Annotated in this window: 23 protein-coding genes; 17 read left to right on the forward strand and 6 right to left on the reverse strand. The window is 71.5% G+C overall.

The window, feature by feature from the left end:
• Window positions 1–9: 9 nt before the first annotated feature.
• The 3 genes from ACN28G_RS28935 to ACN28G_RS28945 are packed head-to-tail and all read left to right on the forward strand — an operon-like array spanning window position 10 to window position 3,703.
• On the forward strand, window positions 10–1,302 hold the full coding sequence (locus ACN28G_RS28935; protein WP_091433862.1) for a lysine N(6)-hydroxylase/L-ornithine N(5)-oxygenase family protein: 1,293 nt from the start codon (window positions 10–12) through the stop codon (window positions 1,300–1,302).
• Window positions 1,299–1,874 (forward strand): GNAT family N-acetyltransferase, encoded by a 576-nt coding sequence (locus ACN28G_RS28940; protein ID WP_421480786.1) that lies wholly within the window; start codon window positions 1,299–1,301, stop codon window positions 1,872–1,874. The genes ACN28G_RS28935 and ACN28G_RS28940 overlap by 4 nt, the downstream gene beginning before the upstream one ends.
• Entirely contained in the window at window positions 1,871–3,703 is a 1,833-nt protein-coding gene (locus ACN28G_RS28945) for an IucA/IucC family protein (protein ID WP_421480787.1), read from the forward strand. Before ACN28G_RS28940 ends, ACN28G_RS28945 begins: the two co-directional genes overlap by 4 nt.
• Window positions 3,704–3,728: 25 nt before the next feature.
• On the opposite strand, the gene ACN28G_RS28950 is transcribed toward ACN28G_RS28945, so the two are convergent.
• The gene (locus tag ACN28G_RS28950) at window positions 3,729–4,175 is read right to left on the reverse strand and encodes an ATP-binding protein (RefSeq protein ID WP_091433867.1); all 447 of its coding nucleotides are present in this window, start codon (window positions 4,173–4,175) and stop codon (window positions 3,729–3,731) included.
• Window positions 4,176–4,245: 70 nt separating this feature from the next.
• Window positions 4,246–5,145, reverse strand: coding sequence for an SDR family oxidoreductase (locus tag ACN28G_RS28955; protein ID WP_091433868.1), 900 nt, complete (start codon window positions 5,143–5,145; stop codon window positions 4,246–4,248).
• Between the two features lie 257 nt (window positions 5,146–5,402).
• Here ACN28G_RS28955 and ACN28G_RS28960 point away from each other — a divergent pair, with 257 nt between their 5' ends.
• On the forward strand, window positions 5,403–6,929 hold the full coding sequence (locus ACN28G_RS28960; protein WP_421480788.1) for a glycosyltransferase family 2 protein: 1,527 nt from the start codon (window positions 5,403–5,405) through the stop codon (window positions 6,927–6,929).
• 117 nt (window positions 6,930–7,046) lie between these two features.
• Here ACN28G_RS28960 and ACN28G_RS28965 read toward each other — a convergent pair whose 3' ends face one another.
• Window positions 7,047–8,534, reverse strand: a complete 1,488-nt coding sequence (locus ACN28G_RS28965; RefSeq protein WP_421480789.1) for a serine hydrolase domain-containing protein — start codon at window positions 8,532–8,534, stop codon at window positions 7,047–7,049.
• A 236-nt stretch (window positions 8,535–8,770) separates the two neighbouring features.
• Here ACN28G_RS28965 and ACN28G_RS28970 point away from each other — a divergent pair, with 236 nt between their 5' ends.
• From ACN28G_RS28970 to ACN28G_RS28985, 4 genes are all read left to right on the forward strand, one after another.
• Entirely contained in the window at window positions 8,771–9,901 is a 1,131-nt protein-coding gene (locus ACN28G_RS28970) for a magnesium and cobalt transport protein CorA (RefSeq protein WP_091433871.1), read from the forward strand.
• A gap of 271 nt (window positions 9,902–10,172) precedes the next feature.
• Complete coding sequence (locus tag ACN28G_RS28975) at window positions 10,173–11,312, forward strand: magnesium and cobalt transport protein CorA (RefSeq protein ID WP_091433872.1); 1,140 nt, start codon at window positions 10,173–10,175, stop codon at window positions 11,310–11,312.
• Window positions 11,313–11,932: 620 nt separating this feature from the next.
• Window positions 11,933–12,262, forward strand: a complete 330-nt coding sequence (locus tag ACN28G_RS28980; protein WP_421480790.1) for a TraR/DksA family transcriptional regulator — start codon at window positions 11,933–11,935, stop codon at window positions 12,260–12,262.
• A gap of 166 nt (window positions 12,263–12,428) precedes the next feature.
• Window positions 12,429–13,352, forward strand: a complete 924-nt coding sequence (locus tag ACN28G_RS28985; RefSeq protein ID WP_421480791.1) for a deaminase — start codon at window positions 12,429–12,431, stop codon at window positions 13,350–13,352.
• 10 nt (window positions 13,353–13,362) lie between these two features.
• Here the strand turns inward: ACN28G_RS28985 and ACN28G_RS28990 are convergent, their stop codons facing one another.
• Window positions 13,363–13,842, reverse strand: coding sequence for a peptidase inhibitor family I36 protein (locus ACN28G_RS28990; protein ID WP_421480792.1), 480 nt, complete (start codon window positions 13,840–13,842; stop codon window positions 13,363–13,365).
• A 120-nt stretch (window positions 13,843–13,962) separates the two neighbouring features.
• On the opposite strand from ACN28G_RS28990, the gene ACN28G_RS28995 reads away from it, so the two are divergent.
• From ACN28G_RS28995 to ACN28G_RS29020, 6 genes are all read left to right on the forward strand, one after another.
• Entirely contained in the window at window positions 13,963–14,868 is a 906-nt protein-coding gene (locus ACN28G_RS28995) for a DUF5996 family protein (protein ID WP_421480793.1), read from the forward strand.
• Window positions 14,869–15,062: 194 nt separating this feature from the next.
• Window positions 15,063–16,172 (forward strand): sporulation protein, encoded by a 1,110-nt coding sequence (locus ACN28G_RS29000; RefSeq protein WP_421480794.1) that lies wholly within the window; start codon window positions 15,063–15,065, stop codon window positions 16,170–16,172.
• A gap of 171 nt (window positions 16,173–16,343) precedes the next feature.
• The gene (locus tag ACN28G_RS29005) at window positions 16,344–16,562 is read left to right on the forward strand and encodes a hypothetical protein (protein ID WP_091433878.1); all 219 of its coding nucleotides are present in this window, start codon (window positions 16,344–16,346) and stop codon (window positions 16,560–16,562) included.
• A 122-nt stretch (window positions 16,563–16,684) separates the two neighbouring features.
• Window positions 16,685–17,266 carry an IS607 family transposase gene (locus tag ACN28G_RS29010; protein ID WP_421480999.1) on the forward strand — a complete coding sequence of 194 codons (582 nt, stop codon included), beginning with the start codon at window positions 16,685–16,687 and terminating at the stop codon, window positions 17,264–17,266.
• Window positions 17,263–18,642, forward strand: a complete 1,380-nt coding sequence (gene tnpB, locus ACN28G_RS29015) for an IS607 family element RNA-guided endonuclease TnpB (RefSeq protein WP_091433879.1) — start codon at window positions 17,263–17,265, stop codon at window positions 18,640–18,642. Before ACN28G_RS29010 ends, tnpB begins: the two co-directional genes overlap by 4 nt.
• A gap of 139 nt (window positions 18,643–18,781) precedes the next feature.
• On the forward strand, window positions 18,782–19,051 hold the full coding sequence (locus tag ACN28G_RS29020; protein ID WP_091433880.1) for a GlsB/YeaQ/YmgE family stress response membrane protein: 270 nt from the start codon (window positions 18,782–18,784) through the stop codon (window positions 19,049–19,051).
• Window positions 19,052–19,191: 140 nt separating this feature from the next.
• On the opposite strand, the gene ACN28G_RS29025 is transcribed toward ACN28G_RS29020, so the two are convergent.
• Both ACN28G_RS29025 and ACN28G_RS29030 read right to left on the reverse strand, forming a co-directional pair.
• Window positions 19,192–20,193, reverse strand: coding sequence for an acetylxylan esterase (locus tag ACN28G_RS29025; protein WP_091433881.1), 1,002 nt, complete (start codon window positions 20,191–20,193; stop codon window positions 19,192–19,194).
• 61 nt (window positions 20,194–20,254) lie between these two features.
• Window positions 20,255–21,313 carry a LacI family DNA-binding transcriptional regulator gene (locus ACN28G_RS29030; RefSeq protein ID WP_091433882.1) on the reverse strand — a complete coding sequence of 353 codons (1,059 nt, stop codon included), beginning with the start codon at window positions 21,311–21,313 and terminating at the stop codon, window positions 20,255–20,257.
• Between the two features lie 266 nt (window positions 21,314–21,579).
• On the opposite strand from ACN28G_RS29030, the gene ACN28G_RS29035 reads away from it, so the two are divergent.
• The 3 genes from ACN28G_RS29035 to ACN28G_RS29045 are packed head-to-tail and all read left to right on the forward strand — an operon-like array spanning window position 21,580 to window position 25,825.
• A complete protein-coding gene (locus ACN28G_RS29035) occupies window positions 21,580–23,967 on the forward strand; it encodes a glycoside hydrolase family 3 N-terminal domain-containing protein (RefSeq protein WP_421480795.1) in 2,388 nt (795 codons plus the stop codon).
• Window positions 23,964–24,950 carry an ABC transporter permease gene (locus ACN28G_RS29040; protein WP_229688400.1) on the forward strand — a complete coding sequence of 329 codons (987 nt, stop codon included), beginning with the start codon at window positions 23,964–23,966 and terminating at the stop codon, window positions 24,948–24,950. Before ACN28G_RS29035 ends, ACN28G_RS29040 begins: the two co-directional genes overlap by 4 nt.
• On the forward strand, window positions 24,947–25,825 hold the full coding sequence (locus ACN28G_RS29045) for a carbohydrate ABC transporter permease (RefSeq protein ID WP_229688399.1): 879 nt from the start codon (window positions 24,947–24,949) through the stop codon (window positions 25,823–25,825). Before ACN28G_RS29040 ends, ACN28G_RS29045 begins: the two co-directional genes overlap by 4 nt.
• Window positions 25,826–25,879: the final 54 nt, after the last annotated feature.

Here is a 25,879-nt window from a genome sequence, read left to right on the forward strand (position 1 = left end):
GAGCACCCCATGTCCCGCCACGACTTCGTCGCCATCGGCCTCGGGCCGTACAACCTGGGGCTGGCCTGCCTCACCGAACCCCTCACCGACCTGGACGGGGTGTTCCTGGAGGCCCGGCCGGACTTCGACTGGCACCCGGGGATGCTGCTGGCCGGCACCCGGCTGCAGACCCCGTTCCTGGCCGACCTGGTCACCCTGGCCGACCCGACCTCGCCGTACTCCTTCCTGGCCTACCTGAAGGAACGCGGCCGGCTCTACCCGTTCTACATCCGGGAGAGCTTCTACCCGCTGCGCAACGAGTACAACGACTACTGCCGCTGGGCCGCCGGGAAGCTCTCCACTGTCTTCTTCGGCCACCGGGTGACCGACGTGCGCTACGACGCCGCCGAGGAGTGCTACACGGTGACCGCCACCGTGGTGGCCACCGGGGAGACCACCACGTTCGCCGCCCGGCACCTGGTGCTCGGCACCGGCACCCCGCCGTACCTGCCGCCGGCCGTCCGGGACCTCGGCGGGGACCTGGTGCACAGCTCGGCGTACCTGCCGAACCGGGCGGCGCTGCGGGCCCGGCGCAGCGTCACCGTGGTCGGCAGCGGCCAGAGCGCGGCGGAGATCTACCACGACCTGCTCACCGACCAGGACGAGTACGGCTACCAGCTGAACTGGGTGACCCGCTCGCCCCGGTTCTTCCCGCTGGAGTACACCAAGCTCACCCTGGAGATGACCTCACCGGACTACGTGGACTACTTCCACGCCCTGCCCGAGCCGACCCGCTACCGGCTGGAGGCCGAGCAGAAGAACCTCTTCAAGGGGATCAACTCCGACCTGATCAACGACATCTTCGACCTGCTCTACGCCCGCAGCGTCACCGGGCCGGTGGACACCCGGCTGCTCACCAACACCGAGCTGACCCGGGCTGAGCACCACGACGGGCAGTACACGCTGCGCCTGCGGCAGACCGAACAGGACCGCGAGTTCACCCTGGACACCGAGGGGCTGGTGCTGGCCACCGGCTACCGGCACGAGGTGCCGGAGTTCCTGACCGGCATCGCCGAGCGGCTCCGCTTCGACTCGCACGGCCGCTTCGACGTGGCCCGCAACTACAGCGTCGACCACACCGGGCGGGAGGTCTTCCTGCAGAACGGCGGCACCCACACGCACAGCATCACCTCACCGGACCTGGGCATGGGGCCGTACCGCAACTCGTGGATCATCCGGGAGCTGCTCGGCCGGGAGCACTACCCGATCGAGCAGAGCATCGCCTTCCAGGAGTTCGGCGTACCCGGTCAGGCGGCGTCGTGACGGCGGAGACCTTCCGGCGGGTCGACCGCCGGCTCGGCGCGTTCGCCCTGCGCCCGCTCGACCCGGTGGCCGACGCCCCGGTGCTGCACCGCTGGGTGACCCACCCGAAGGCCGCCTTCTGGCTGATGCAGGAGGCCGACCTGGCCGCCGTGGTGGCCGAGTACCGGCGGATCGCCGCGCATCCGCACCACGAGGCGTACCTGGGGCTCTGGGACGGCCGGCCGGCGTTCCTGGCCGAGCGGTACGACCCGGCGCACGTCGAACTGGTCGGCCGCTACGACCGGCAGGAGGGTGACGTGGGGATGCACTTCCTCTGCGCACCGGCCGAGCAACCGGTCTCCGGCTTCACCCTGGCCGTGATCACCACGGTGATGGCCTGGCTCTTCGCCGACCCGACCGTGCGGCGGGTGGTGGTCGAGCCGGACGTGCGCAACACCGCCGTGCAGGCGCTGAACGCCGCCGTCGGGTTCACCGTCGTCGGCACCGTCGCGCTGCCCGACAAGGAAGCCCTGCTCAGCACCTGCACCCGCGCCGACTTCCAGGCCCGCCACGAAGGAGACATGCCCGCGTGAACCCCGTCGACGCCGTCGCGCACCTGACGCCGGAGCACTGGGCCACCGCCAACCGGCACCTGGTCCGCAAGGCCCTCGCCGAGTTCGCCCACGAACGCCTCATCACCCCCACCTGCAAGGAAGGGCCCCTTGTACAACAGAAAGCGATAACAGGGGGCCCTTCCTTGCAGTACGAGGTGGGTGGTGACGACGGGAGCGTGACGTACCGGTTCGCGGCCCGACGGCTGGCGCTGGAGCACTGGCTGATCGATCCGGCGAGCATCACCCGCTGGCGGGGGGACGAGGAGCTGCCGCTGGACGCGGTGGAACTCTGCACCGAGCTGCGGGGCGCGCTCGGGCTGACCGACGAGATCCTGCCGGTCTACCTGGAGGAGATCAGCGCCACCCTGGCCAGCGCCGCGTTCCGCCTGCACCGGCCCGCACCCGACGCGGCCACGCTGTCCCGCGCGGACTTCCAGGCCGTCGAGGCCGGCATGACCGAGGGCCACCCGTGCTTCGTGGCCAACAGCGGCCGGCTCGGCTTCGGCAGCCACGACCAGCACCGGTACGCCCCGGAGGCCGCCGCCCGCGTCGAGCTGATCTGGCTGGCCGCCCAGCGCGAGCACTCCACGTTCAGCTGCGCCGCCGACCTGGACTACGACAGCCACATCCGGGCCGAGCTGGGGGAGCCGACGCTTGCCCGGTTCGCCGCGTCCATGGCGGGGCTCGGGTTGGACCTGGCCGACTACCACCTCATCCCGGTGCACCCCTGGCAGTGGTGGAACAAGCTGTCGGTGACCTTCGCCGGTGAGGTGGCCACGCGGCGGCTGGTCTGCCTCGGCGCCGGGGAGGACGAGCACCTCGCCCAGCAGTCGGTGCGTACCTTCTTCAACGCCACCGCCCCGCACCGGGACTACGTCAAGACGGCGATCTCGGTGCTGAACATGGGCTTCATGCGGGGGCTCTCGGCGGCGTACATGGCGGCCACCCCGGCGATCAACGACTGGCTGGCCGGGCTGATCGCCGGCGACGAGGTGTTCCGGGCCACCGGGTTGTCGATCCTGCGGGAGCGGGCCGCCGTCGGCTACCACCACCGGCAGTACGAGGCGGCCACCGACCGGTACTCGCCGTACCGGAAGATGCTGGCCGCGCTCTGGCGGGAGAGCCCGGTGCCGGGCCTGGAGCCGGGGCGGCGGCTGGCCACCATGGCCTCCCTGCTGCACGTCGACTCCGCCGGCGGCTCGTTGGCGGTGGCGTTGATCGAGGAGTCCGGACTGACCCCGGCGGAGTGGCTGCGCCGCTACCTGGACGCGTACCTGACCCCGCTGCTGCACGCCTTCTACGCCCACGACCTGGCGTTCATGCCGCACGGGGAGAACGTCATCCTGGTCCTTGAGGACGGCGTCGTGCAGCGGGTGATCTTCAAGGACATCGCCGAGGAGATCGTGGTCTTCGACCCGGACGCCGAGCTGCCGCCGCTGGTCGGGCGGATCCAGGTACGGGTGCCGGAGTCGGAACGTCTGCTGGCGATCTTCACCGACGTCTTCGACTGTTTCCTGCGTCACCTCGACGCCGTGCTCACCGGGGCCGGGGTGCTCACCGGGGAGGAGTTCTGGCGGACCGTCGCCGAGTGCGCGCTCGCCTACCGCGACCGGGTGCCGCACCTGGCCGAGCGCTTCGACCGGTACGACCTCTTCGTCGAGGAGTTCGCGCTCTCCTGCCTCAACCGCCTCCAGTTGCGCAACAACCGGCAGATGGTGGATCTCGCCGACCCGTCGGCCGCGCTGCAGTTCGTCGGCACGCTGCGTAACCCCATCGCGGCGTACCGTCCGGCACCGGCACCGGCCTGACCGGGGCGCGTCGCGGACCCGACGGTCAGCTCGTGGAGTGGTCGGCCCGGCGGGGGAAGGTGGCCCAGATGTGCTTGGTGGTCTCGGTGGCGTACCAGCCGACGTCGACGGAGAAGCTGCGGGCCAGCAGCAGTCCCCGGCCGCCCGAGCCCTCGGGCAGGGTGTCGGAGAGCTCCGGCAGCGGGGTCAGGTCGTGGTCGGCCACGTCGAGGACCAGGCAGTCGTCGGCGCGCAGCAGCCGGACGATGGTCGGCGGCAGCCCGTGCCGCAGGGCGTTGGTGGCGAGTTCCGTCGCCACCAACGCCATCTGCTCGGGCACCTCGTGCATCTGCTCGCCGTCGACCAGGGCGTTACCGGTCAGCTCCCGGTGGATGGCCACGCGGAGGTCACGTAGTTCGGCTCCGCTGGTCAACGTCCAGCGTTGCACTTCGACCGCGTCGGGCGCGGGAGGAGACGTGCGGAGCGGCGTCATGGTCCAGACTTACCCTGGGTAGTCGGAATCCATGCCTGCTCCGCGCCGTCCCCACCGAGACGTGGGTAACTCAGCTCAGCGGCTTGCCGCCGGTGACCCCGAGCACCTCACCGGTGATGTAGCTGGACTCTCCGGCGGCGAAGAAGACGTACGCCGGCGCCAGCTCGGCCGGCTGCCCGGCCCGGCCCAGCGGGGTGTCGCCGCCGAACGACTCGACCTTCTTCTCCGGCATGGTGGCCGGGATCAACGGCGTCCAGATCGGCCCCGGTGCGACGCAGTTCACCCGGATACCCCGGTCGGCCAGGTTCTCCGCCAGCGCCTTGGTGAAGTTGACGATGCCCGCCTTGGTGGTGGCGTAGTCGAGCAGCTGGAACGAGGGCTGGTACGCCTGGATCGAGGCGGTGTTGATGATCGTCGCGCCCTCCTTCATGTGCGGCACGGCGGCCTTGCTCAGCCAGAACATCGCGTACAGGTTGGTCTTGAAGACCCGGTCGAGCTGCTCGGTGGTGATGTCCAGCAGACCGCCCTCCTGGGCCATCTGGTACGCGGCGTTGTTGACCAGGATGTCCAGCCCGCCCAGCTCGCTCACCGCCTGCTCGATGACGGCCTGGCAGTGTTCCTCGTCACGGATGTCGCCGGCCACCGCCACCGCCCTACGGCCGGCCTCCCGCACCAGCCGTACCGTCTCCCGGGCGTCCTCCTCCTCTTCGGGCAGGTACGTGAAGAGCACGTCGGCGCCCTCACGCGCGTACGCCAGGGCGACCGCCCGGCCGATCCCCGAGTCGCCGCCGGTGATCACCGCGCGTCGATCGGTCAACTTGCCCGTGCCCTGGTACGACTCCTCGCCGTGGTCCGGCTCGTCCGGCATCCGGCTGGTCTTTCCTGGGGGCTCCTGCTGCCCGCCTGACTGCTCTTCCGGGGAACGGTACTGCTCCTGCGGATCCTGCGACTCGTACTGGTTCTGGCTCATCTCTGGTCCTCTTCCGGGGCCGGGTGCGTACCGGCTATCCCTTCCCCGTCAGGGCGCGCTCAATCCGGTCCGGTGTGGGGCAACGGGCGCCGCGCGGTGGGTCTACCATCACCCAGGGCCGCGCGCGTCGTGACGCGCGCTACCCGGTAGGTCGGAGTCCCGTCCACTCCGGATCGCACCCCGTGGCGACACCCGCAACCGGTCGCCCTCGTTGAGCGTCCGACCCGGTGAAGACGATCACCGCTCAGAAAGAGAGCATGACCATCGCTACGAACGCGCCCAAGATCAGTGTCGTGGTGCCGGCCTACAACCCGGGACCGCACATCGAGAAACTGGTCTCCTCGCTGCTGCGCCAGTCGTTGCCGGCGGAGGAGTTCGAGGTGATCGTCGTCGACGACGGCTCGACCGACGAGACGCCCGCCCGGCTGGACGAGCTGGCGGCCGAGCACCCGCACTTCCACGTGGTGCACATCGAGAACTCCGGTTGGCCGTCGCGCCCGCGCAACATCGGCATCGAGCGGGCCCGCGGCGAGTACGTCTTCTTCGCCGACGACGACGACTGGTTCGGCGACGAGGCCCTGGAGCGCCTGTACGCCTGCGCCACGGAGCACGACAGCGAGATCGTGGTCGGCAAGATGGTCGGTCACGGGCGGGGCGTGCCCCGGGAGCTGTTCCGGAAGAACCGGTTCGGGGTGACCCTGGCCGACGCGCCGCTTGTCGACAGCATGACCTGCCACAAGCTGTTCCGGCGGTCCTTCCTGCTGGCGCACGAGCTGCGCTTCCCGGAGGGGCGGCGACGGCTGGAGGACCACGTCTTCGTCATCCGGGCGTTCCTGCTGGCCAGCCGGGTCTGCGTGCTCTCCGACTACGCCTGCTACCACCACATCCGCCGGCAGGACGCCGGCAACGTCACCGCCGTGCGGATGGAGCCGGCGGGCTACTACACCAACCTGCGCGAGGCGCTCGACATCGTCGACAGGTACACCGAGCCCGGTGCGCTGCGCGACCGGCTGCACCGGCGGTGGCTGCGCAACGAGATGATCAGCCGGCTCTCCGGCAAGCCGATGCTGGAGGCCCCCGAGGACTGGGTGGCAGAGGTCGCCCGCGAGGTGCGCGACATCATCACCAAGAGGTTCGCGCCCGGGGTCGCCGCCGGGCTGCCGCCCCGGCAGCGCGCCGTGGCGTTCCTGGCCGAGCGGGGTCGCCTCAGCGACCTGCGGACCCTGGCCGAGTGGGAGACCGGGGTACGCGCCAGCGCCACCCTGGACCGGCGGGACCTGGCCGGTCACGTCCTGTCGGTGACCGTCTCCGGGCACCTGCTCTCCGGTGACCGGCCGGTCACCTTCGTCGAGGCCGACGGGCGGGACCTGCTCGCGTTGCCGGTGCCCGAGATCGACCCGGACCGGGTGGACTCCACCGTCGAGGTGGGGCGGGCCAAGATGGATCTGCTCGCCTGGCGCAAGGAGACCAAGGAGGAGATCTTCCTCCCGGTGGAGACCCGGACCGAACGCGTCGGTGTGCCGGACGGCCCGCCCGGGGCGTTCCAGCTCGTGCACCGCAGCACCGCGACCATCGACTTCGGCACCTTCAACAGTGGCCGGACGCAGGGCCAGTGGGTGCTGAAGGCCCGGATCCACAACTGTGGCTGGACCATGGACGTCAAGCTGCCCAAACCGGTCCGGATCCCCGCCGACGGCGCCGCTCCCGTGGTGCCGGCGGCCCCGAAACCGGTAAGCCTGCGCCAACGGATCCGGAGCCGCCTACGCAGCCTGATCAGCCGCTGACGTGAAAGGAAGGGCCCCTTCTTAACGCTTTTTGTATAGCGGGGAACCCCTCTCACCGGCCGGGCGGCTAGGCCGTCACCCTGGCCGCGGTGGCGAGACGGGGCACCCGCGCCGGGGTCAGCCGGCCTGCCAGCCCGCCGGGTCGACGCCGCCGGGCACCGGTGCCGCCGGGTCGTAGGGCTGCCGGGTGAAGACGAAACTGCCGAGGTCGAGGTGGGTCACCTCGCCGGTGGCGTCGCGCTCCACCCGCAGCCGCTCGCCGGCGAAGTAGCCGCTGAGCCCCTCCCACCGGCCGTCACCGGTGGGGCGCAGCCGGGTGCCCCGTCCCTGCCGGCCGCTCAGCGGCATCAGCTCCAGGAAGCCGTCGGCCAGCGGGCGCAGCACGTACGGCGAGGGGCCCCAGTACCAGGGCCCGGCCAGCGCCAGCACCTGCGGATCGACCGAGGGCAGGGGTCGCCAGGGTGCCGGGATCCGGGGCTCCCGCTCGGCGACCGTCTCCAGCAGCTCGGCGGTGAGCGCGCCGACGGCGAAACCGGCGGTCACGTTGGCCAGGGCGACCGCGCCCAGCCCCTCGTCGACGCTCACCCAGATCGTGGCCACGAAGCCCGGCATCGAGCCGCCGTGGCCGGCCAGCAGCCGACCGTTGCGGCGCAGCAGCTGCACGCCGAGCCCGTACCCGCCGTCCCAGTCGTGGGCCTCCGGCGGGCTTGCCGGGCGACGCATCTCGGCCACGGTGTCCGGGTGCAGCACCCGCTCGTCCCCGTCGAGCAGGAACGCGGCGAACCGGGCCAGGTCCGTCGCGGTGGACCAGAGTTCACCGGCGGGGGCCATCCGGCCGGTCCGCTCCGCCGGCTCGGGCAGCAGCACGTCGGCCCAGGGGTGCACCGCCCAGCCGGTGGCGTGCGGCGCGACCGGCAGCAGGGTGGTCCGGGTCATCTCGAGCGGCTCCAGCACCTCCCGCCGCAGCACCTCATCCCACGCCTGCCCGCGCAGCTGCTCGACCAGCGCGCCGAGCAAGGCGTACCCGGGATTGGAGTAGTGGTGGCGTCGCCCGGCGGGGTGGAGTTGGGCGTCATCGCCGAGCAGGTCGGTCAGCTCGGGGCGGAGCGAGCCCGGGGTGCGTTCCCACCACGGGCCGGGGGTCTCGGCGGCCAGGCCGGCGGTGTGCGACAGCAGGGTGGCGATGGTGGCCTGGCCGGCGGCCGTGCCGGGCAGGTGGGCGTCGAGCGGGTCGGTGAGGGCGAGCCGCCCCTCGTCGCGCAACCGCATCACCAGGGTCGCCACCATGGTCTTGGTGATCGAGCCGATCCGGTACTGGGTGTCGCCGTCCGGCTCTCGGCCGCCCCCGCCGACGCCGCCCCCGCCGACGCCGCCCCCGCCGACGCCGCCCCCGCCGACGCCGCCCCCGCCGACGCCGCCCCCAGCGGCGTCGCCCCCAGCGGCGTCGCCGGCCACGCTGCCGTACCCCCGCACCCAGGCCGGGCCACCGTCGCGCACCACGGCGGCGACGACCGACGGCGCGCGGCCCTGCACCTGGCCGGTGGCCAGCCGGTGCAGCAACGCACGTCGGGTCTCGGGCAGCAGCTCGGTTCGCAACGTCGACATGCCGGCAACCTACCGGCTGACCGGACGGTTCGGTCACCCGTTTCCCTCCCCGGCGTCCCCGTGGCCCGGCCGGTGGTGAACCGCCCGGGTAGCACCCCGCGCGGGTCGTGATTCCGGAAGAATGTGGTGGTCCCGGGGAGTCGGGCGGCGCGGGTGTCCCGACGGCTGGCCGCCGTCGGCGAGACCGGCGCGGGGGCCAAGGGCGAGGGACGGCGTACCGGAGAGGGGGCGCCCTGATGACGGATCTGCCGACGGGTGGCTTCGGGCGTCGGCTGGACGAGCACGGTGCCCAGGGTGATTCGCCGGCCGGGCCCGGTGCCCCGGGGGAGCCGCCGGCCGGGCCCGGTGACGGGCTGGTCGACAGCGCCGTCTACGCCGCCGGCCGCCGGCTCGCGTCGCCGGGCAGCCTCGCCGAGACGTACCGGTGCATGCAGGAGCGGGCCGGGTCGATGGCCTGGATCGGCCTCTACCGGCCGGGGGCCGCGCAGATCGCGTCGCTGGCCCGGGAGTTCAAGCTGCACGAGCTGGCCGTCGAGGACGCCATCTTCGCCCACCAGAGACCCAAGCTCGAACGGTACGGCGAGACGCTCTTCGTGGTGCTGCGGGCGGCCCGCTACGACGACGTGCACGAGGTGGTCGAGTTCAGCGAGCTGCACCTCTTCCTGGGGCCCCGGTTCGTGATCACGGTCCGGCACGGCGAGGTGCCCGACCTGGTGGCGGTCCGACGGCGACTGGAGGCCGACGCGCAGGTGCTGGCCCGGGGCCCGGAGGCGGTGCTGTACGCGGTGCTGGACCAGGTGGTCGACGGGTACGCCCCGGTGGTGGCGGGGCTGGAGAACGACATCGACGAGATCGAGACCGAGGTGTTCGGCGGCGACCCCAACGCCAGCCGGCGCATCTACCAGCTCAGTCGGGAGGTGATCGAGTTCCAACGGGCGGCCCGCCCGCTGCTCGGCATGATCGGCGTGCTCGCCGCCGGCAGCGGGGCGTACGGCGCCGACGAGGAGTTGCAGCGGCGGTTGCGGGACGTCTCGGACCACCTGACCCACGTGGTGGAGCGGGTGGACGGGTTCCGGCACCTGCTGCAGAACATCCTGACGGTGAACGCGACCCTGGTCTCCCAGCAGCAGAACGAGGAGATGCGCAGCCTGACCGCGGCCAGCTACGAGCAGAACGAGGAGATCAAGAAGGTCTCGGCATGGGCGGCGATCCTCTTCGCGCCGACCCTGATCGGCACGGTCTACGGGATGAACTTCGAGCACATGCCCGAGCTGGGCTGGCGCTTCGGGTACCTCTTCGCGGTGGTGCTGATGGGACTGGTCTGCGGCACCCTGTACCGGATCTTCAGACGCCGGGGCTGGTTGTGACGCCGAGTAACAACCGCGTGAACAGACGTGAATTCGACTACGGCGAGTACGCGTCGACGGCCCGACGCCGGGTAGGATTCCGCCCGGCGCACCCGGATCCGGCCGGGCTGCGCGCACCGGGAGCGACGGGCGAGGGAGGTGGTCACCGCCATGGGTAGCGAACCTCCGAGTACCAACTCGACGACCATCGCCGCCCCCGCGGTCACCACCGGCTGAGCTGTCGCCGGCCCGAGGGGCGTGCCTTCCGCCCACCGGAGCCGAGGAGCCCCTCATGCCCGCGAAGCTGCGCGCTTTCGCCCTGACCAACGCCATCGGACGCTGGACCAACGGCTCGGCTGCGGTCCGGCCGCGTCCCCGCCCGCCGGCACCCAACGGGATCCCGGCGTCGACCAGCCGGCTGGTCGACAGCGCCGTCTACACCGGCGGCCGGCGCTACGCCTCCCCGGCCAGCCTCGCCGAGACGTACCGGTGCCTGCACGAGCAGGACGCGGCGATGGCCTGGATCGGGCTGTACCGGGCCGACGCGGGCCAGATCGCCTCGCTGGCCCGGGAGTTCAAGCTGCACGACCTGGCCGTGGAGGACGCGATCACCGCGCACCAGCGGCCCAAGCTGGAGCGGTACGGCGAGACGCTCTTCGTGGTGCTGCGGGCGGCCCGCTACGTCGACTCCCGGGAGCACGTCGAGTTCAGCGAGCTGCACCTCTTCCTCGGCCCCGGATTCGTGATCACCGTCCGGCACGGTGAGGCCCCCGACCTGGCCGCCGTGCGGCGCCGGATGGAGTCCGACCCGGCGATGCTGGCGATGGGCCCGGAGGCGGTGCTCTACGCGGTGCTGGACCAGGTGGTCGACGGGTACGCCCCGGTGGTGGCGGGGCTGGAGAACGACATCGACGAGATCGAGACCGAGGTGTTCGGCGGCGACCCGAAGGTGAGCCGGCGCATCTACGAGCTGAGCCGTGAGGTGATCGAGTTCCAGCGGGCGGCCCGTCCGCTGCTCGGGGTGCTGGAGAACCTGACCGCCGGCTTCGCCAAGTACGGCACCGACGAGGAGCTGCAGCGCCGGCTGCGGGACGTCTCGGACCACCTGACCCACGTGGTGGAGCGGGTGGACGGGTTCCGGCACCTGCTGCAGAACATCCTGACCGTCAACGCGACCCTGGTCTCGCAGCAGCAGAACGAGGAGATGCGCAGCCTGACCGCGGCCAGCTACGAGCAGAGCGAGGAGATCAAGAAGATCTCCTCCTGGGCGGCGATCCTCTTCGCGCCGACGTTGATCGGCACGGTCTACGGGATGAACTTCGACGCCATGCCGGAGCTGCACTGGCGGTTCGGGTACCTCTTCGCGGTCATGATGATGGGCCTGGTCTGCGGCACCCTCTACCTGATCTTCAAACGCCGCAACTGGCTGTAAGGAAGGGCCCCCTGTTAACGCTTTTGGTAGAGCGGGGCACCCCTCTCACCGACCCCGCTCGGCTGGGGCTCGCGCTGGGCGGATGCCCACCGCGGTTGCCCGCTCGGCGCGGCCCGCGCTGGGTGGTGGAGCCGGACCTGCGGCCAGTGGCGGCACCGTGACCCGGCGGCGCCCTGTTGCGTGCCGCCGGTGCACCCTCGCCGATGGGGCGTGTCGGGTCCTGAGCTTGATCCACCCTGCGTCGCGGATGGTGTGGTATCGATCCCGGCCGGCGGCCCCGGTATCCCGGATGGTGAGTGGATCAAGCTCGGGAACAGTCGCCGGCTGGCCTCGGGAAACGCCGTTGGCTTTCTTGTTCTGGCGGCCTATGGTGGTCCGATGTCGCTCCTGCGCCCTGGCTGCACCGCCGTCACCACCGTGACGGCGGGCCAGCGCGTGCGCGCCTCGGCGGGCAGTGTGCGGGGCCTGGTGCCTGCCGGGGTCAACGCGGGCGGATTGCCGAGCCCGGCTCGGTGTGGCCGCGGGCCGCCGGCAGGTCGTTCCTCCTATCGACGACCGCCAGGGCGAAGCTTCCGAGCTTCGGCCTTTTTCTTTTTCCGGACAACCCGAAAGGACCAACCATGAATATCGATGATCCTGCCGTCGACCAGCGCCGGCTGGCTGACCTGCGAGCGTCACTGACCGCCGGGTACGCGGCCCAGAGCGCCCGCCTCAGGGAACTGACCGAGCTCACCGCGGACACCGGCGACCCGGGCGCGGCGTACGACCACTCGGCGTTGGTGGCCGCGACCCGGACCAGTATCGAGCAGATCAACGGCGCGTTGCGCCGGATCGCGGACGGCAGTTACGGCGTCTGCGAGAAGTGCGCGGTCCGGATCCCGGTGGCCCGGCTGGAGGCGCTCCCACATGCCCGCTTCTGCGTGCCCTGCCAGTCGAAGCAGCACGGCTGACCGGCCCGGCCGTCGCCGTGCGAGGCCCGGGTCGGGCGGTGCGGCGGCGGCCGGGTGCCGAAACACCCGCCACCCCTCGGCCCGGGTGCCGGACCGCCCGCCACCCCTCGGCCCGGGTGCCGAAACCTCGCGGCGGATTGTCGGTGGTCGGCTCTAGAGTGCGGGGATGGCCGAGATCGATGTCAACCAGCTCCGGGTCGTGCTGACCGTCGACGACTTCGACGCCGCGGTGGCGTACTACCGGGACACGTTGGGCCTGCCGGAATCCGCCGCGTTCGCCGGCCCCGACGGCGCCCGGGTGGTCATCCTCGACGCCGGGCGGGCCACGCTGGAGCTGGCCAACGCCGCCCAGGCGCGGTTCATCGCCGAGGTGGAGACCGGGGGTACGCCCACCGGGGCGGTCCGGTTGGCCTTCGAGGTGACCGATGTCGGGGCGGCCACCGACGCGTTGACCGGGGTGGGGGCGCGGTTGGTGGCCGCGCCGGTGCGGACCCCGTGGGGTTCGCGCAACGCCCGCCTGGACGGGCCTGCGGGCGTACCGGTGACGCTCTTCGAGGAGCTGGCGGCCGGCGACGGGCCGGCGGCGTTGGTGGGGCAGCGGGTCGCGGAGCTGGGTGGGGAGGCTGGGGTGCTGGCGCGGACGGTCGACCTGGCGCAGCGGCACGGGGCGGCCGGGCAGCTGCCGTTCGTGGCCGTGGTGGCGCGGGCCGGCACGGTGGTGGGTGCCGGGCTGAACACCACGTTGACCGATCATGATCCGTCGGCGCACGGTGAGGTCACCGCGATCCGGGACGCCACCCGACGGACCGGGTCGGCGGATCTCGGCGGCGCGGTGGTGTACTCCAGCTGCGAGCCGTGTGCGATCTGTCGGACGGTGGCGGCCGCCGCCGGGGTGCGGGAGATCGTCTTCGCCGCCGGCCGGCACGACGTGCCGGCCGCCATCGACGCGACGCCGGAGGCCACCGGCGGGTTGATGGACGCGGTGACCGCGCGACTGCCCGGGATCGCCCGGCGCGGCGAGGCCGGCCTGTCGTCGGCCGAGCTGGTGGCACCCGTCGAGGCCTACCTCGCCGCCCGTGCTGCCGGGTGACAGGCCCTGGTCAGGGCACCCAGACGCTGTTGGGTCGGAAGGTGCCGAGGTCCGCGATCCCGCTGTTGGCCGCCACCTGGTACGGGCCGCCGGCGCAGTTGTCCAGGGCGAACAGGGCAGCCGAGGAGTTGCCGCCGTTGAGTACCGAACGGGCCCGGTCGCCGAAGCCGTGGCTGACCAGGCTGACGCAGGTGCCGCCCGAGGTGGTCGACGAGGCGGTGAACCGGGTGCCCTGGTAACCGGTCTGGTCGAACAGGCACACGGTCCTGCTGAACGGACAGTCACCGGCGGCACGTGCCGTGTCGGCAGCGTCGGTGGCCGGAGCGGCGATGACCACAGCGCCGGTGGCCGGAGCGGCGGTGGCCACAGCGCCGGTGGCCGGAGCGGCGGCGGCCGGAGTCGCCGCCGCGACCACCGCCGTGCCGGTCAGGGCCAGCGTGGTCAGGGCCAGCGTGGTCAGGGCGTACCGCACGCCGTTGCGCATCGACATTCCGATCCCCTATCGAGTGGCTCGCACAAACCGACCGCCGGAGATTAGCACTCGTCGATGGAGGTGGGGGATTGGTCGGGCTCGACTGCGGGGCACATCGCGACCAGGCAGGATCGGGGAATGACCGAACTCTTTCCGCCCATTCCGTTGTCCGCCTGGCAGCCGACGAAGGAGACCCTGCACCGCTTCATGCAGATCGTCGGCAAGATCCGCCTGGACCAGGCGCCGTCGCGCAACCACTGGTGGCACGTGCCGTTCCACGTGACCGGACGCGGCATCACCACCCGGCCGATGGGGCGGGACAAGGTCTTCGCCGTCGACTTCGACTTCGTCGACCACCGGCTGGTGGTCAACACCCTCGCCGGGGAGTCGGTGTCGTTTCCGCTGGTCGGGCTCTCGGTGGCGGCCTTCCACGAGCGGCTCTTCGCCGCGTTGGCCTCGCTCGGCATCGACACCGAGATCTGGGCCGTGCCCTTCGACCTCGGCGACAGCACCCCGTTCGCCGAGGACACCGGGCACGACGCGTACGACCCGTTCTGGGTCACCCGGTACTGGCAGGTGCTCAGCCAGGTGGGGCTGGTGCTGGAGGAGTTCGCCGGTCATTGTTATGGCAAGACCAGCCCGGTGCACCACTTCTGGCACACCTTCGACCTGGCCGTCACCCGGTTCTCCGACCGGAAGGTGCCGCAGCCGGCCGAGGCGGATCCGGTGACCCGGGAGGCGTACTCGCACGAGGTGATCAGTGCCGGGTTCTGGTTCGGCGACGACAACGTGCCCGAGCCGGCCTTCTACTCGTACACCGCGCCGGAGCCGGGCGGGCTGACCGAGGAGCCGCTGCGGCCGGCGCAGGCCCGCTGGGTGGCCAGCCGGGGTGCGCACCTGGCCCTGCTGACCTACGACGACGTCCGGGCCGCGGCCGATCCCCGCGCGGCGGTGCTGGACTTCCTGGAGAGCGCCTACCAGGCCGGTGCCCGCCGTGCCGGCTGGAACGTCCCCGAGTTGCGTACCCCGCGCGCCCCGGAGTGACCGGAGGGTAGGCGAGCAGCACTCATATCCGATAGTAGTTGTCCGACTGCATTCAGCTATCTCTCAGTTTCCGGTGCTAGCTTCCCCGGCAGACCCGATCCACTGAGGACGTGCTCGATCTCCTTTGCTGGCAAGGGTTTGGCGTGAATTCGGTTCACGTCACGTTCGTCTGATCGTCGTCGAGGGAGAAGTGCGTGGTCTTCAAGAAGATGCTGGGTGCCTTCGGAGTCGGTGCGCCCAGCGTCGACACGGTCCTGTCGAATCCGGACACCCGGCCGGGGCTGCCGCTGGACGGGCAGGTGAACCTCACCGGCGGCAGCCACGATGTCGAGATCGACCAGATCGTGGTCGGGCTGGTCACCCGGGTCGAGGTCGACGGTGCCGAGGAGGGGCACGACGCGGTGCTGGAGTTCCACCGGGTGCCGGTGGCCGGCGGCCTCACCCTGCGCGAGGGGCAGCACCTGTCCCTGCCGTTCCAGGTGCCGATGCCGTGGGAGACCCCGGTGACCGCCCTGTACGGGCAGCGCCTGCACGGCATGACCATGGGTCTGCGTACCGAGGTCGCCATCCGTGGTGTCGTCGACAAGGGTGACCTGGACCCGGTCCAGGTCCACCCGCTGCCGGTGCAGGAGCGCATCCTGGAGGCGTTCGGCCGGCTCGGTTTCCAGTTCAAGGGCGCCGACCTGGAGTACGGCCGGATCTCCGGCCTGTCCCAGGCGCTGCCCTTCTACCAGGAGATCGAGTACTACACCGCCCCGCAGTACGCGGACGGGATCAACGAGGTCGAGTTGACCTTCGTGGCCAACGAGTACGGCGTGGACGTGGTGCTGGAGTTCGACAAGCGGGGTGGCCTCTTCACCGGCGGGCACGACTCGTACGGCCGGTATCAGGTGGCGCACGCCGACGCCGACCGGGTCGACTGGGCCGCCCAGGTCGACGGCTGGCTGCGGCAGGCCCTGACCCAGCGGCAGGGGTTGCTCGGCGGCCCCGCGCCCTACGGCATGCCCCCCGCCCAGCCCGGCTACGGCCAGCCCGCCTACGGCCAGCCCGGCTATGCCCAGCCCGGTTACGGCCAGCCCGGTTATGGCCCCGGGTACGGCCAGCCGGGACCTGCCCCCGGGTACGGCCAGCACGTGGAGCACCACGAGCAGCGCGGGCCAGGCATGGGCGCGGTGGTGGCCGGCGTGGCCGGCGGTGCGGCGCTCGGTTTCGCCGGAGGCATGATCGCCGACGAGGTCTTCGACTCCTTCGGTGACGACGAGGCCGAGGCCGAGGCCGGCGAGGCCGACGAGGACGAGGGCTAGGCCCGGCCCGGCGCTCTGACCGGCTCTCTGTGGCCTGTGGCGCGGCGGGCCGGGTTCATCCCGGCACGTCGGTCCTCAGTGGACCGGGTGCATCGCAAGATGATCTAATTGAGTAGGTTTAACCGGATCCGGTCGGTATTGCGCCGATCGGTGACTCAGAAGGAGTTGTGCATGCCCGTCACCGCCGACCTCACCAAGCTTGTTGACAAGGCGTACCAGGACAAGACCCTCGCCGAGCTGGTCGACGCCCCGGTTGCCGCCCTCGCCGGGGTCAGCGAAGGCGACGCCAAGCTGCTCAAGCAGGCCTTCAACATCACCACCGTGGGTGACCTCGGCCGCAACCCGTACTTCCGGACCGCCGAGGCGCTGGTCGCCCTCACCGGTAACTGACCCGGACACGCAGGCGGGTGCCGGGGCGGTTCGCGCTCACCGGCATCCGCCGCGCCGTCGGGGGTGTTAGCTGCTGCCGTGTCGAGCATCTATGGCGCTCTTTAGGTTGCTATGATGCTGGCGTGAACCTCAAGGAGTGGGCGGCGTCGACCGGCATCGCGTACATCACTGCTCGGCGGCAGTACGCTGCCGGGACGCTGCCTGTTCCCACCTATCGGATCGGCCGGCTGATCATGGTCGGTGAGCCGGTCACCGGCACGTCGGCCGAGACTGGGCAGACCGTGGTGTACGCCCGGGTGTCATCGGCCGACCAGGAACCTGACCTGGATCGGCAGGTTGCCCGGGTGACGGTGTGGGCCACCGGGCAGAGACTCGCCGTTGACCGGGTGGTGACCGAGGTGGGATCCGCGTTGGACGGGCACCGCGAGAAGTTCCTCGCGCTGCTGCGCGATCCGGCGGTGTCAACGATCGTGGTCGAGCATCGGGGCCGGTTCGCCCGGTTCGGGGCCGAGTACGTCGAAGCCGCCTTGTCCGCGCAGGGCCGGCGTCTGCTGGTGGTCGACCCGGCTGAGGTCGACGACGACCTGGTTCGGGACGTGACCGAGATCCTGACCTCGCTGTGCGCCCGCCTGTACGGCAGTCGCGTTGCCGCGACCCGTGCCCGCCGGGCGGTCGAAGCCGTCACTGAGAGTGACCCGGTGTGAAAACGTTCCAGGCGTACCGGTTCGCCCTCGACCTCACCTCGCGCCAGGAACTCGACGTCCTCGCGCACGCGGGGGCGGCCCGGGTCGCACACAACTGGGCGCTCGCGCGGGTCAAGGCCGTCATGGACCAGCGCAGCGCCGAACGCTCATACGGCGTGCCAGACGAGTTGCTGACGCCTTCACTGCACTGGTCGCTGGCCGGTCTTCGGAAGGCGTGGAACGCCGCGAAACCCGCAGTCGCGCCGTGGTGGGGTGAGGTGTCGAAGGAGGCGTTCAACACGGGCCTCGACGCGCTCGCTCGCGGGTTGAAGAACTGGGCCGACTCCCGTCAGGGCGTGCGGGCCGGACGCCCGGCCGGTTTCCCCCGGTTCAAGTCCCGCCGCCGTACGGCACCATCCGTGCGGTTCACCACCGGGGCGATCCGGGTCGAGCCCGACCGGATGCACGTGGTGCTGCCCCGACTGGGCCGGTTGAAGTTGCACGAGTCCGCACGCAGACTGGCCCGCCGGTTGGACAACGGGACCGCCCGGATCATGTCCGCGACCGTGCGCCGTGACGGCGGCCGGTGGCACGTCTCCTTCACGGTGGAGGTCGAGCGCGCCGAGCGCGTCCCCGCCCGGCCGCAGTCGGTCGTCGGTGTGGACGTCGGGATCACGCACCTCGCGGTCCTGTCCACCGGTGAGATGGTCGGCAACCCGCGTCACCTCCTGGACGCGCAGCAGCGCGTGCGCTCGTGGGGCCGGGCACTGCCGCGCAAGACCGGCCCGGATCGGCGCACCGGACGACGAGCCTCGAAGCGGTGGGAACGAGCGGCGGCCCGGCTCGGCCGCGCTCACGCCCGGGTGGCGAACGTGCGCCGCGACGGCCTGCATAAGCTCACCACCCGACTCGCCCGCGAGCACGCCACGATCGTGGTGGAAGACCTCAACGTCGCCGGCATGCTGCGTAACCGCAGGCTGGCCCGGAACATCGCCGACGCCGCATTCGCGGAGATCCGCTGGTATCTGACGTACAAGACCCTGTGGAACGGTGGCCGGCTCGTGGTGGCCGACCGCTGGTACCCGTCATCGAAGACCTGCTCGGGTTGCGGCGCGGTGAAAGCCAAGCTCGCCCTGTCCGAGCGCGAGTACGAATGTGAGGCGTGCGGTCTGGTCCTCGACCGGGACCACAACGCCGCGCTCAATCTGGCCGCTCTGGCGGCTGATCTCGACACCGCCGGGAGTGGCCCGGTGGCAGCACGTGGAGCCGACCAGAAGACCCGCATACGCGGGCAGGTGGCGAAGAAGCGTGAACCCGGCACGGCATCCGTCGGTCAGACCGGGACCGTCCTACCGCAAGGCAGGACTACCAACCGTGTGCTCACCAAAACGCACTGAGAGGTAACGGTACGACGGGACACCCACGGTTCTGTGACGGTTGCGTGACGTTTACCCCGACGACCGGTCCATGGGTTTCGCCGGAGTCGACGCACGGGAACCAGTACGTCCGACGACAACTGTTGAAGGGACGGCTCTGGTGGAAGTTTCCGGCATCTTGACCGCCATCATCTTCGGTCTGATCATCGGCGCGCTGGGCCGGCTGGTCGTACCGGGCAAGCAGAACATCCCGATCTGGCTCACCATTCTCATCGGTGTGCTCGCGGCACTCCTCGGCACGATCGTCGCCGGCGCCTTCGGGGTGGCCGAAACCCCGGGCATCGACTGGATCGAGTTGGCCCTCCAGATCGGCTTCGCCGCGATCGGCGTCGCCGTCGTCGCCGGGACGTACGGACGCCGTCGCCACTGACCTACCGCTGACCTCCGACGGCCCGCCCTGCTCAGCAGGGCGGGCCGTCGTCGCGTTCGGGGCGTCGTCAGCTGCCGGGCCGGCCCGCCGGGGGCGAGCCGGCGTCGAGGCGGCCGGCAGGCGGGGTGGAGCCGGCGTGGTCACCGCCGGGCGGTTGCCGGGGGGCAGATCCGGTCCAGCCAGTCCAACTGACGTCGGGTGTGCAGCGCCTCGCCGCCCTCGTGGCCGTTGAACGGGTAGGTGTGCAGCTCCCGGACCGGCGGGGCCGGCAGCCCGGACGCGGCACCGTACTGGTTGTAGGCGGCGAAGCCGGTGCTCGGCGGGCACACGTTGTCCCGTAGGCCGATCCCGAAGTGGGCCGGCGCGGTCGCCCGGCGGGCGAAGGTCACGCCGTCCACGTACGACAGCGTGTGCCGGACCGCGGCCTCGGCCTCCCGGTGTACGGCGAGGTAGCGGGCGATCTCGCCGTACGGCACGGCGTCGGTCAGCTCGATGGCCCGCTGCACGTGGCAGAGGAACGGGGCGGTGGTCAGCACCGCCGCGAGGTCACCGACCAGGCCGGCCACCGCCAGCGCCAGCCCGCCGCCCTGGCTGTTGCCGGCCGCGACGACCCGGGTGGCGTCCACCCCGGGCAGGGCTCGTACGGCGTCGACGGCCCGGACCGCGTCGGTGATCAGACGGCGGTAGTGGTAGTCGTACGGGTCGAGGATTCCCCAGGTCGCCGGGGACGGGCCGCCGGCGGCGCCGTGCGGGTCCGGGGTGTCGCCGACGCCGTACAGCCCGGACTGACCCCGGCTGTCCATCAGCAGGTGGGCGTAGCCGGCGACCGGCCAGGTCAGCCGCTCGTGGGGCAGGCCACGCCCGCGTCCGTAGCCGACGTACTCGATCACGGCGGGCAGCGGCGTCGCCGCCCCGGCCGGGCGGGTGTACCAGGCCCGGACCGGATCACCGCCGAAGCCGGCGAACGTGACGTCGAAGGAGTCGACCAGGCGCAGGCCGGTGTGGTGCGGCCGGACGTCGAGCAGGACCGGTCGGGCGGCGGCCTCGGCCAGGGTGGCGCGCCAGAACCCGTCGAAGTCGACAGGTTCGGCGACGGTCGGCGCGTACCGCCGGAGCTGGTCGAGGGGGAGGTCGAACGGCACGGCACACCTCGCAGGCTCGGTGCGGGTCAGCGCGGGTCAGCGCGGGTCAGGGCAGCGCGGGTCAGCGCGGGTCGGTGCCCGTCGGGTCGGCGGGTGGCGCGGTGCTCTCCCGGACGATCAGCTCGGTCACCAGGTCGATCCGGCTGGTCGACAACTCGGCGCCCCGGGCCAGGTCGAGCAGCATCTGGGTGGCGGTGCCGGCCATGTCCCGCAGCGGCTGGTTGATCGTGGTCAGGGCGGGGCCGATCCAGGCGGCGAAGGGCAGGTTGTCGTACCCGATGACGGAGAGGTCCTCGGGGACCCGCAGGCCGAGCTGGCGGGCGGCCCGGAGCACCCCCATGGCCTGCATGTCCGACCCGGCGAAGATCGCGGTCGGCCGGTCGGGTCGGCCGAGCAGTTCCATGCCGTACGCGTAACCGGAGTCGATGTAGAAGCTGCCGTAGCGCACCAGCTCGGGATCGACCGGCACCCCGGCCTCGTCGTGGGCGAACCGGAAGCCGGCCGCGCGGGCCCGGCTGCACAGTACGTCCTGTGGGCCGGAGATGATCGCGATCCGCCGGTGCCCCAGCTCCAGCAGGTGGCGGGTGGCGAGCAGGCCGCCGTTCCAGTTGTTGGAGCCGACGGTCGGCACGGAGGCCGAGGTCGCGCTGTCGGTGTCGACGACGACGAACGGGATCAACTGGCGCTGGAGCTGCTGCTGCTGGAGCTCGGTCAGGTGGCAGAGCACGAAGAGCACCCCGAGGGGCCGGCGGGCGAGCGCCGCGTCCAGCCACTGGGCCGACGGGCTGTGCTCCCCGCCGAGCTGGGAGACGGCCACCCCGAGCCCGGCGGCGGAGGTCACCGCCTCGACCCCGCGCATGATCTCCATGGCCCACTCGGAGTCGAACTCGTGGAACACCAGGTCGATCTGTCCGGCGCTGGTCGGCTGCCGTCTGTTGCGGCGGCGGTACCGGTGGCGTTCCAGGCTGGCCTCGACCCGCGCCCGGGTCGAGGCGGAGACGTCGGAGCGGCCGTTGAGGACCTTCGAGACGGTGGCCACCGAGACCCCGACCTCACCGGCGATGGTCGCGATGGTGGCGGTGGCCGGTGGGCCGGACGACTGGGGGCGGGATGCTGTCATCGGAGCCTCATCCGCATCGAAAGTTTCGGAGACCTTAACACGCCCCTCGGCGACGCGGTGTCGGGTGTGGACGGTACGGGAGTGCGGGCCGATGACCCACCGAGACATCGATGCCCTTGACACGGTTTGACGCGGACCATAGGTTGCCGAAAACGGTAACGCCGCGATTACCGAAATTATCGGGCGCCGGTATCGGCTCCACGGGTCCTGCCCCGGCAGGCCGCACCACCCGGTCAGACCTAAGGGGTTTGCGTATGACAAGTCAGGTGTCCGTCGACAGTGGTCCATCGTCGGGTGCCATCGCCGACTGGCGCGATCCGCAGCTGTTGCCGGCCGAGCGGGCCGAGGCCCTCCTCGCGCTGATGTCGCTGGAGGAGAAGATCGCCCAACTGGTCGGGGTCTGGGTCGGCGCCGAGGCCTCCGGGGAGGGCGTCGCCCCGCACCAGTCCGACATGATCGACGGTACGCCGTCGTGGCCCGTCCTCATCCAGCACGGGTTGGGGCAGCTGACCCGCCCGTTCGGCACCGCACCCGTCGATCCGGTGCTCGGCGCGCGGTCGCTGGCCGCCTCCCAGGCGCAGATCGTGGCGGCGAGCCGGTTCGGCATCCCGGCACAGGTGCACGAGGAGTGCCTGACCGGCTTCGCCGCCTGGCGGGCCACCGTCTACCCGACCCCGCTGAGCTGGGGCGCCTGCTTCGACCCCGAGCTGGTCGAGGAGATGGCCGGGCGGATCGGGCGGTCGATGCGGGCCGCCGGGGTGCACCAGGGGCTGGCCCCGGTGCTCGACGTCACTCGGGACTACCGCTGGGGGCGTACCGAGGAGACCATCGGCGAGGACCCGTACCTGGTCGGCACGACCGGCGCGGCGTACGTGCGGGGCCTGGAACGGGCCGGCATCGTCGCCACCCTGAAGCACTTCGCCGGATACTCCGCCTCCCGGGGTGGCCGCAACCTGGCCCCGGTGGCGATGGGCCGGCGGGAGCTGGCCGACGTGATCCTGCCGCCGTTCGAGATGGCCCTGCGACTCGGCGGGGCCCGCTCGGTGATGAACTCGTACGCCGAGATCGACGGCGTGCCGGTCGCCGCCGACGAGGAGCTGCTCACCGGGCTGCTGCGGGTGCGGTGGGGATTCGCCGGCACGGTGGTGGCGGACTACTTCTCGGTGCGGTTCCTGCAGACCCTGCACGGGGTGGCCGGTCGCGGCGAGGACGCCGCGCGACTGGCCCTGCGGGCCGGGATCGACGTGGAGCTGCCCACCGTGGACACCTTCGGTCCGGAGCTGGTGGCGGCGGTGCGCGCCGGTGCGGTCGACGAGGCGTTGATCGACCGGGCGGTGCGCCGGGTGTTGCGCCAGAAGGCCGAGCTGGGCCTGCTCGACGAGGGTTGGCAGGCGCTGCCGCCGGAGGTCGACCAGCTCCGCCTCGACGACGAGGCCAGCCGGGAGGTCGCCGTACGACTGGCCCGGCAGGCCGTCGTGCTGCTGCGCAACGACGGGGTGCTGCCGCTGGCCGCCGGCCGGCGGATCGCGCTGGTGGGTCCGGTCGCCGACGACCCGACCGCGCTGCTCGGCTGCTACTCCTTCCCCAACCACGTGGGGGTGCAGCACCCCGGGCACGGGATCGGGCTGGACCTGCCCTCGCTCCGCGCCGAGCTGGCCGACCTGGTGCCCGGTCTGACCTACGTGCCCGGCTGCGCGGTCACCGGCGAGGACACCTCGGGCATCGCGGCGGCGGTCGCCGCGGCCACCGAGGCCGACGTCTGCGTGCTGGCCGTCGGCGACCGGGCCGGGATGTTCGGCCGGGGCACCTCCGGTGAGGGCTGCGACGCCGCCGACCTGCGCCTGCCCGGGGTCCAGGCGGAGCTGGTCCGGGCGGTGCTGGCCACCGGTACCCCGGTCGTGCTGGTGCTGATGACCGGGCGGCCCTACGCGCTCGGCGCGGAGTTCGACGCGGCGGCCGCCGTGGTGCAGGCCTTTTTCCTGGGCCAGCGGGGCGGGCAGGCGCTCGCCGAGGTGCTCACCGGCCTGGTCGACCCGTCCGGGCGGCTGCCGGTCAGCATTCCCCGCGACGCCGGTGGCCTGCCGGGCACCTACCTGACCCCGCCGCTGGGTAGGCGTACCGAGGTGTCGTCGGTGGACCCGACCCCGGCGTACCCGTTCGGTCACGGGCTCGGCTACACCACGTTCGAGTGGTCCGACGCGGCCCTGCTCGGGCCGGCCGACCAGCCGCGCACCGACCCGGAGCCGGCCGAGTGGGCGGTCGACGGCGAGGTGTCGGCACGGATCACCGTGCGCAACACCGGCTCCCGGGGCGGTACCGAGGTGGTCCAGCTCTACCTGCACGATCCGGTGGCGCAGACCACCCGGCCGGTGGTCCGACTGATCGGGTACGCCCGGGTGCCGCTGGCCGCCGGCGCGGCGGCCGAGGTGACCTTCCGGGTGCCTGCCGACCTGACGTCGTTCACCGGGCTGCGCGGGCGGCGCATCGTCGAGCCCGGCGAGGTCGAGCTGCGTTTCGGCCGGTCCAGCGGCGACCCGGTGGCCCGCCTGGCGCTGCGCCTGACCGGTGCCGAGCGCGAGGTCGATCACCACCGCGAACTGCTCAGCGAGGTACGGGTGGCACCCGTCGGGCAGCACGGTCAGGCCGAGCGGTGACCTCCGGGACACTGCGGCCACCCCCGCAGCCGCCCGCCCCGCTCCCGTCGGGGCCGGTCGTCGGCCGTCCGGCGACGCGTCGTCGGAGCTGGCGGCAGGCGTTGCGCCGGGACTGGCAGCTCTACTCGCTGGCCGTCCTGCCGCTGCTGTTCTTCCTGGTCTTCCGGTACCTGCCGATGGTCGGCAACGTGATCGCGTTCCGCCGGTTCCGGCCCGGCGGCAGCATCTTCGGCGACTACTGGGTGGGCCTGCGGTACTTCCGGATGTTCCTGACCGACCCGACGTTCTGGGAGGTGTTCACCAACACCCTGGTCCTGGGGACGCTCACCCTGCTGTTCTGCTTTCCGCTGCCGATCGTGCTGGCGTTGCTGCTCAACGAGGTACGCGCCCGCCGGCTCAAGCGGTTCGTCCAGTCGGTGTCGTACCTGCCGCACTTCCTGTCCATCGTGATCGTGGCGGCCATGGTGATGCAGCTGACCTCGATGGACGGCACGGTCAACCAGCTCGTCCAGGCCACCGGGGCGGATCCGGTGCCGTTCCTGCAACGGCCGGAGTGGTTCCGTACCGTCTACGTCTCCTCCGAGGTCTGGCAGACCGTCGGCTGGGGCACGATCCTCTACCTCGCCGCGTTGACCACCATCGACGACAACCTGTACGAGGCGGCCCGGATCGACGGGGCGAACCGGTGGCGGCAGACCTGGCACGTGACCCTGCCGGGCATCCGGCCGACCATGGTGACCCTGCTGATCCTCAACATCGGCACCTTCATGGCGGTCGGGTTCGAGAAGATCCTGCTGCTCTACAACCCGCTCACCTACCCGACGGCCGACGTGATCTCCACGTACCTGTTCCGGATGGGCTTCGAGTCCAGCAACTTCAGCTACGCCGCCGCGATCGGGCTCTTCGAGGCGGTGATCGGGTTGGTCCTGGTCCTCTCGGCGAACCTCATCTCCCGGCGCACGGTGGGGACGAGCCTGTGGTGACCGTGACCGTGACGCGGGGGCGCCGGGTCTTCCAGCTGGTCAACGGGATCGTGCTGACCGGCGTGGTGATCGTGACGCTGTACCCGTTCGTCAACATCGTGGCCCGGTCGATGAGCGAGGAGGCGTACCTCATCGCCGGGCAGGTGAACCTGGTGCCGCGCGGGTTCGACCTGACCGCGTACCGGCTGGTGATGGCGGACGCGATGTTCTGGACGAACTACCGCAACACGGTGGTCTACACCGTGCTGGCCACCGCCATCGCGCTGGTGCTGACCACCTGCTACGCGTACGTGCTGTCGAAGCCGCAGCTGCGGGGCCGGCGGCTGCTGGTCGGCGTGGCCCTGTTCACCATGTTCTTCTCCGGCGGGCTGATCCCCAACTACGTCCTGATCACCAGCCTGGGGATGAAGAACACCGTCTGGGCGGTGGTGCTGCCCAACGCGATAAGCGTGTTCAACCTGCTGGTGATGAAGGCGTTCTTCGAGAGCCTGCCGACCGAGCTGGAGGAGGCCGCCGCGGTCGACGGGTTGAACACGTACGGCATCCTGCTGCGGATCGTGCTGCCGCTGTCCAAGGCGATCATCGCCACGATGGTGCTGTTCTACGCGGTGTCGTACTGGAACTCGTGGTTCACCGCCTTCCTCTACCTGGACCGCCAGGAGCTGTTGCCGGTCACCGTCTACCTGCGCAACCTGATCGCCGGGGCGACCGGGGCCAACTCGGCCGGCGCGGTCGCCGACGCCGACGCGGTCCAGGCCGCGGCCACCGTCCAGGCCGTCACGGTCGTGCTCACCACGCTGCCGATCCTGGCCGTGTACCCGTTCGTCCAGCGGTACTTCGTCTCCGGCGTGATGCTCGGCGCGGTCAAGGGATGAGCCGACCGGACCGCCGCACCCCCACCCACCCCACCTGAGAAGTGAAAGGACGAG

The sequence above is a fragment of the Micromonospora sp. WMMA1923 genome (assembly GCF_049179195.1).
Taxonomy (GTDB): Bacteria; Actinomycetota; Actinomycetes; order Mycobacteriales; family Micromonosporaceae; genus Micromonospora; species Micromonospora yangpuensis.

What these genes read in the sequence shown, in the direction of transcription:
- ACN28G_RS28985 (WP_421480791.1), top strand. Translation starts at nt 12,429, where the DNA reads ATGGCCGAGATCGATGTCAACCAGCTCCGGGTCGTGCTGACCGTCGAC.
- ACN28G_RS28960 (WP_421480788.1), top strand. Translation starts at nt 5,403, where the DNA reads ATGACCATCGCTACGAACGCGCCCAAGATCAGTGTCGTGGTGCCGGCC.
- ACN28G_RS28950 (WP_091433867.1), bottom strand. Translation starts at nt 4,175, where the DNA reads ATGACGCCGCTCCGCACGTCTCCTCCCGCGCCCGACGCGGTCGAAGTG.
- ACN28G_RS28990 (WP_421480792.1), bottom strand. Translation starts at nt 13,842, where the DNA reads ATGTCGATGCGCAACGGCGTGCGGTACGCCCTGACCACGCTGGCCCTG.
- ACN28G_RS28970 (WP_091433871.1), top strand. Translation starts at nt 8,771, where the DNA reads ATGACGGATCTGCCGACGGGTGGCTTCGGGCGTCGGCTGGACGAGCAC.
- ACN28G_RS29030 (WP_091433882.1), bottom strand. Translation starts at nt 21,313, where the DNA reads ATGACAGCATCCCGCCCCCAGTCGTCCGGCCCACCGGCCACCGCCACC.
- ACN28G_RS28975 (WP_091433872.1), top strand. Translation starts at nt 10,173, where the DNA reads ATGCCCGCGAAGCTGCGCGCTTTCGCCCTGACCAACGCCATCGGACGC.
- ACN28G_RS28955 (WP_091433868.1), bottom strand. Translation starts at nt 5,145, where the DNA reads ATGAGCCAGAACCAGTACGAGTCGCAGGATCCGCAGGAGCAGTACCGT.
- ACN28G_RS29005 (WP_091433878.1), top strand. Translation starts at nt 16,344, where the DNA reads ATGCCCGTCACCGCCGACCTCACCAAGCTTGTTGACAAGGCGTACCAG.
- ACN28G_RS28935 (WP_091433862.1), top strand. Translation starts at nt 10, where the DNA reads ATGTCCCGCCACGACTTCGTCGCCATCGGCCTCGGGCCGTACAACCTG.
- ACN28G_RS28995 (WP_421480793.1), top strand. Translation starts at nt 13,963, where the DNA reads ATGACCGAACTCTTTCCGCCCATTCCGTTGTCCGCCTGGCAGCCGACG.
- ACN28G_RS28980 (WP_421480790.1), top strand. Translation starts at nt 11,933, where the DNA reads ATGAATATCGATGATCCTGCCGTCGACCAGCGCCGGCTGGCTGACCTG.
- ACN28G_RS28965 (WP_421480789.1), bottom strand. Translation starts at nt 8,534, where the DNA reads ATGTCGACGTTGCGAACCGAGCTGCTGCCCGAGACCCGACGTGCGTTG.